General features: G+C 63.0%; 3 protein-coding genes. 1 reads left to right on the forward strand and 2 read right to left on the reverse strand.

Features of this window, described 5'->3' with window-relative positions:
• Positions 1–30 precede the first annotated feature (30 nt).
• Both VGL22_RS13195 and VGL22_RS13200 read right to left on the reverse strand, forming a co-directional pair.
• Positions 31–2,466: a hypothetical protein gene (locus VGL22_RS13195; RefSeq protein WP_465267396.1), complete on the reverse strand. Its 2,436-nt coding sequence runs from the start codon at positions 2,464–2,466 to the stop codon at positions 31–33.
• A 308-nt stretch (positions 2,467–2,774) separates the two neighbouring features.
• Positions 2,775–4,904 carry a S9 family peptidase gene (locus VGL22_RS13200; protein WP_465267397.1) on the reverse strand — a complete coding sequence of 710 codons (2,130 nt, stop codon included), beginning with the start codon at positions 4,902–4,904 and terminating at the stop codon, positions 2,775–2,777.
• A 156-nt stretch (positions 4,905–5,060) separates the two neighbouring features.
• Between VGL22_RS13200 and VGL22_RS13205 the strand changes: the two genes are divergently transcribed.
• On the forward strand, positions 5,061–6,047 hold the full coding sequence (locus VGL22_RS13205; protein ID WP_465267398.1) for a catalase family peroxidase: 987 nt from the start codon (positions 5,061–5,063) through the stop codon (positions 6,045–6,047).
• Positions 6,048–6,067 lie beyond the last annotated feature (20 nt).

The raw sequence follows: 6,067 nt of genomic DNA on the forward strand, positions 1-6,067 counted from the left end.
GCCGTTTGACTCCTTGTCTGAACCCGTTCTTCAGGTGGTTGAACGCGGCTTCACGAAGATGGCGGTGGCGGGCACCACACTGGGGGCGGTGCCGGTGATGGTGCAGCCAGGATCCGCGCCCGGCGTGCAGGCCGGCAGATTCGGACTGATCTGTTGTGTGTCCTTCAGGGTGCTGGTGTCGATGTAGTGGATCTGATTATCTCCCGAGGTCGACACGAAGAACAGGGTGCTGTCGGCGCTGAAGGCGCCGGCCACCGGGGCCGTAATGGCCGATGCCCCTGTCAGGGTGAGATACCCCAGCGTTCCCGGGCCGCTGTTATCGCCGGTCGACTGCGTGTAGTAGGGGAGCTTCGCATCGGTTGAACTGCCGTTGTACAGGATGAAGCTGAGGCTGTTCCCGGCAACGCTCACGCCCTGCTTGACCGCCGCGGGAGAGGTCACTATCCCGTTCACGGCAGTCGCGCTCACATTCACGGTCTGCAGCGGATTCAGCGTGGATGGAATGGTGAGCGGCGCAAGTGTGCCGGTGGTCGCTCCGGGGCACTCCGTGGATGGAATCGTGACGCCGATATCCGAGAACGAGATCGGCCCTGCGCCGGGGCTGCTTTCGGCCGCGGCACCCAGAATATGCATTCCATCCGCGGTCGCGGTCAGCACTTGCGTATCGGTGCTCACGGAAGCGCCCTGGGGGTAGTAAGTCCTGGTGGGTGTGTCGGTGGGGCACCACGTATGCGCTACGGTCGGGCTGCCGCTGAGGAATGCGCCCACTCCGGGGACGGTGATGGCCAGATTCTGCGGACCCGATGTGCCACCCGAGGTGGTCAAAGGATAGGTCGTCCAGCCGGTGTTTGCGTTGTAGACATAGAGCGTATCGGTGTGGCCTGTGATCCCCGCTGCTATGTTGGCGGGGAGCTTGTTTGCGTCCGCGCTATCGGTCACGTAGAGTGTTTTGCCGTCGGGCGTCCACTGGGCCGCCGTGCCCAGACCGCCGAACGTGCCCAGGATGGAGCCAGTGCTCGACGCCAGGTAGAACGCCTTCCGCTTCTGATCGTTGATCAGGAGCTGGGAGTTGGTGGGGCTCACGGCCAGGACCAGTCCAGGCAGGTTAGGAAGTTCCGCGGCCTTGGTGTTGCTGGCGGTGGAATAGATCATGAGTTCCCGCGACGAGCCGAAGTAGATGCTGGTGCCCGTACGATCCATGATCATGGAATTGGGAACATACGGCAGCCGTACCGTCGATCCGACGGTGCCCGTCAGGAGCTGGACCGGAACGAAATACTGCGACTTGCCCGGCGCGCCGTACCACGCAAGAGAGCTGGCCGTACCGGGTACCGTGACCTCCACGGGATTGCTGGAGAGGGAAAGGCCTGTGCCCTGCACGCCGATTTTGTTGATCGGCGCAGGATTGCACGTACCCGGCTGGCAGACTGCGTAGAGCGCTGCCGATCCGGGGAAGTTGGCGTTGATGGCGCCGGCGCTGGTGGCGGAGACATTCAGCGGGTTGGTGGACTGATAGTCCAGGGTAAGCCCGGTGAGCGCGTGTCCCTTGGTGTCCACCACGCTGGTGACCAGGTTCTGGGTCACGCCCTGGGTCACGGTACCGGTGGTCTTCCCGTTCAGGGTGATCGAAATGGAAGCCGGCGGGCAGGTGGAGAAGTAGCCTGCCGAGGAGCCTGATCCCGCGATGGAAGCAGTGATGGCGGTGGTGCCCGGCAACTGCGCGGTGATCTGGTTGGTCTCGGCGTTGATGGTGGCGATTCCTGCGCTGCCCACCGAATAGCTCAGAGTCCCGATCGAATTGCTGCAGCTCGGCACGGAGGACACGCCGGGCCGAAGGGGACACGCATATTGGCCGGCAGTGACCGTGGAGGGGGCGCACATCAGCACCTGCTGTCCGTTGTACACGTAGCAGGCCTGCGCATCGAGCTGCGCCTGCTCGGTCTGCGACAGACATTGGGACGGCCCCACGAGGCTTATCGAAGTTACGGGCGTGTGCACATAGACTTCGACCGGGTTCGAGGTGACAGATTCCGCGGATGCTGTCACGTAAGCGGTTGAGTAGGGCAACCCGCCGGAATTGGGCACGGGACTGGGATAATTGCAGATGGTATAGTCCGCGATGCCGCCCCCGGAATTGCGGTTCCAGGTGCCGGCGCACATATTCCCAGTGGGCGAGATATCCACCAGCCGGTTGTTGGTCGTGCCGAAGCTGTACCCGGGTGGAGTGACAGTTGACCCTGTACATGTTGCAGCGGTGGGTGCATTCATCTGGCGCGTCTGCCCGAACGCCAGGGAGACACCTGTGTTCTTGGGTTCCAGCGTGATCGTATAAAGATCCGTGTTCTTGGGACCATAGCCCGAGCCATTGCAATAATTGCCGGCCGGATTGCGATAGCAGCCGGTGATGGTAATCCCGGCAGGAATCGCCAGGAACAACAGACAGACAAGCGTCAGAAACCGCCGCATGAATCCTCCCCGCTCCACCTTCGACTGCGGCAGAACGGTATTCCCTTGCTAACGTAGAAAAAGTTCTGGAAAGGCCTCCGGCACGGACACGTTCACACGGCCTGCGGCGGAAACCCGCTCAAGCATCCGGCCCAATTCGCAGAGAATCTGCCGGCCAACGAGACTTGTTTTCTCCAAAGAAAAGTGTATCAGCCCACAACCGAGCCGCGCCTGGGCCTCCACCCGCGAGGACGGAGGCCCTGGACGCTCTTCCAATAGACTCTGCGAGTCCCATGTAGGCGAGCAGCTTACCTCGGCGCCAGCGCAGCTTACCTGCCTGATCCCTGGGGCGCGGTTCCTGATCCCGGTTTTTCCGGCATGTACTTCGCGAACCACTCCACGGCGCGCTCCATTACATCCCGCCGGTGTTCGGGGTTGACGAATCCATGCCCCTCATTGGGGTAGATCACCAGTTGGGTGGGAATCCGCTCATCGCGGAGCGCATGCCAGAACTCGTAAGACTGCGGCGCCGGGCACTCGCCGTCGCGATCTCCCACGACCACCAGGGTGGGTGTTTTCACGTTTTTGATGTAGTTGATGGCGGACTCCCGCGCATAGGCGGCGGGATCGTCATACACGGTGGCGCCGAAGTACGGAATCATCCACTGGTCGATGGAGTTCTCGCCATAGTAGCTCTGCCAGTTGGCGATGCCGGCTCCTGCCACGGCTGCCTTGAAGCGGCCGGTCTGGGTGACGGCAAACATGCTCATGAACCCGCCATAGCTCCAGCCCGTGAGCCCCACGCGGTCGGGATCGATGGAGTACTGCGACTGCACGGCGTCCACGCCCTTGAGGATGTCGCGCAGATCGCCGTAGCCGAAATCCTTGCGATTGGCCTGCGTAAATGCCTCGCCCTGCCCGAAGCTGCCCCGCGGATTGGGCTGCAGCACAAAATAGCCCAGCGCTGAAAATGCGGTGGCGCTCAAGCCGCCGCGGCCGCCCCAGCCGGCCTGAACCGCAGCAGCCGGGCCGCCGTGCACCTCCACGATCAGGGGATATTTCTTGCTTGCATCGTAGTCTTTGGGCTGCAACAGCCAGCCCTGCACCCGGAAATTGTCGCTCTTCCAGCTCACCGAAACGGCCTTGCCCCATGCCGGCTCGACGCCCTCATTGAGATGGGAGAGCTGCATTACGCCTTCGAGCCCCGATGACATCACGGTCCCCGGCTTGGCGCCGTAGATCTCCGGAGCTTTTTCGAAGGTGCTGGCCTGGAACACGAACATGGCGTGGTCTGCCGTGCTGGACAGGCTGTGCGACCACCGTCCGTCTCCTACGCTCCCCGGGATGCTGAAGATGGGCGAACCGAAGGTGACGGAGCCGTCGGCGGTGCGGTCTCCCTGCAGATGCAGCCGGATGAGCTGGTTATTCCCGCCGGCCAGCTCGCTCACAAACAGGTAGTCGTTGCCGCTCCAATCCACCCATGCGGGGGAGGTCGGCCTTCCCTGGGTGAGATTTCTGGGTTCGCCGCCCTGCGAGGGAACGATCCACACATCTCCGCCGGTAGAGCCCTGATCGCTCATCAGGCCACCGATGAAGGCAATGGTCTTTTCATCGGGCGACCAGCGGGGCACCGCGATCTGCAATCCATGCAGCGGCCCGGAAACTTGAGCCGGCGCCAGGACGGCTTTGGGTTCGCCGCCCTGGTCCTGCGTATAGAGTTTTGCCACCCACCAGTTGTTTTCGCCCGGGGGAGCAGCCGCGACATAGGCGAACCCTTTGGAATCCGGCTTCCAGTCGAATTCATAGACGTGCAGGTTTTCGGGCGACGCCATCGTTGCCTTCGCCGGTTCGCCGGCAGCGACGTCGGCGAACGCGACGCGCTGCACCTCGACGCCGTCCTCGCCAATGACACCGGCCGGAGGCTTCATGGCCGCCAGAGCCCCCGCCGGCCGTGTCGCGCCTTCGACATAAAGGAAGCCGACTTTCGTCCCATCGGGCGAAAACGCCGCCTCGTGCACATAGCCCTTCAATTCCGTCAGCCGCTTGGCCGGAGTGCCATCCACACGCGACAGATACAGATCGAGCTGCCCATTCGCGCCGGCGCAATCGGAGAAGAAGGCCAGAGCCTTCGAATCCGGCTCCCACGCCAGATTGTTCTCTGTGCACTTCTGATCTGTCCCCGGGGCGGCTGTTACCCGCTGCGTCTTGCTCATATCGCTGATGGGCGCGACGAGGATTTCGCCTTCACCGCGGCCGCCGGCGATCCACGCGAGCTGGTTGCCGTCTGGCGAGACTGCGACCTGACCGACTGCGTGGCCGCGGTTCAATCCGCGCAGCACTTCCTCCACGTGGGCGCGATCGACTGTCTGCGCTGCCGCACCCGCCGCACAAAGCAAGAGCCCCGCCGTGAGAGGGCCGGAAATCAGAACATGAGATAGCCTGTTCGAGGGAAAATTCATAGCCGAATGCTATCAGCCACGAGAGGCTCCCCGACCGAGCGCACCAGATGGTGGCATACAATTGACCCAGCACCTCAGGGCAGCGCTCTCACTCCCCACCCTTCGCAATCGCGCTGCTGAAAGTCTCTCCATCGTCCCACCGAGGAGGAATCCTTCATGCCCCTGCCCAATGACGAACGCATCGTGGCGCTCGCAGACGATCTTCTGCGCCAGTTCGACGAGATCTTCGGCCTTCATCCGGGATTCCGGCCGGCGCACGCCAAAGGACTTCTCCTCACAGGGACCTTCACGCCGTCATCCGGAGGCCGGGCTCTCACCAAGGCTCCGCATATTGTTCGCGAATCCAGTCCAGTCACGGTGCGATTCTCCAACTCCACCGGTCTGCCGGAGATACCGGACAACGTACCTGATGCCAATCCCCGCGGCATGGCGATTCGCTTTCATCTCGCCGACCACGTGCATACCGATATCGTGAGCCACTCCACGGACGGATTCCCTACCCGCGACGGGCAGGAGTTCCTCGGGCTGCTGCGTGCCATTGCCGCCAGCGGGCCGGACGTTCCCTCGCCAAAGCCGGTCGAGCAGTTTCTGGGCTCGCATCCCGCGGCTCTCGCATTTGTACAAGCGCCCAAGCCTTTTCCATCCAGCCTGGCGCGGGAGAACTATTTTGCGGTCACCGCCTTTGCCTTCACAAACGGCGAGGATAAGACGGTGTACGGCCGTTACCGGATGGTGCCCGAGGCAGGGACTGACTACCTCAATTCCGAGCAGGTGGCGGCGCTCGCGCCCAACTACCACTACGAAGAGCTGGCGGCCCGCGTAACGCAGCAGCCCATCCGCTTCCGGATCCTGGTGCAACTCGCGCAATCCGGCGACACAGTGGACGATGCGACGATCCATTGGCCGGAGAGCCGCGAAGTGGTCGAGTTCGGCACTGTGGAGCTGACGGCGATCCTGCCGGAGACGGACCCGGAGCAGAAGCGCATCATCTTCGACCCCATTCCCCGGGTGGAAGGCATTGAGCCCTCCGCCGACCCGCTGCTTGAGCTGCGCGCTGCCATTTACCTGCTGAGCGGGCGGCGGCGGCGCGCGGCTTCTGCATCCCAGGCGCAAGCGGCAGCAGCGGTCGCCTCACCCTCGTAAGTCACTTCACGGAGAGCGCC

It is taken from the genome of Occallatibacter sp., assembly GCF_036502485.1.
GTDB lineage: Bacteria > Acidobacteriota > Terriglobia > Terriglobales > Acidobacteriaceae > Telmatobacter.

Excerpts from the sequence above, each read along its gene's own strand:
- VGL22_RS13195 (WP_465267396.1), bottom strand. The coding sequence starts at position 2,466 with ATGCGGCGGTTTCTGACGCTTGTCTGTCTGTTGTTCCTGGCGATTCCT.
- VGL22_RS13200 (WP_465267397.1), bottom strand. The coding sequence starts at position 4,904 with ATGAATTTTCCCTCGAACAGGCTATCTCATGTTCTGATTTCCGGCCCT.
- VGL22_RS13205 (WP_465267398.1), top strand. The coding sequence starts at position 5,061 with ATGCCCCTGCCCAATGACGAACGCATCGTGGCGCTCGCAGACGATCTT.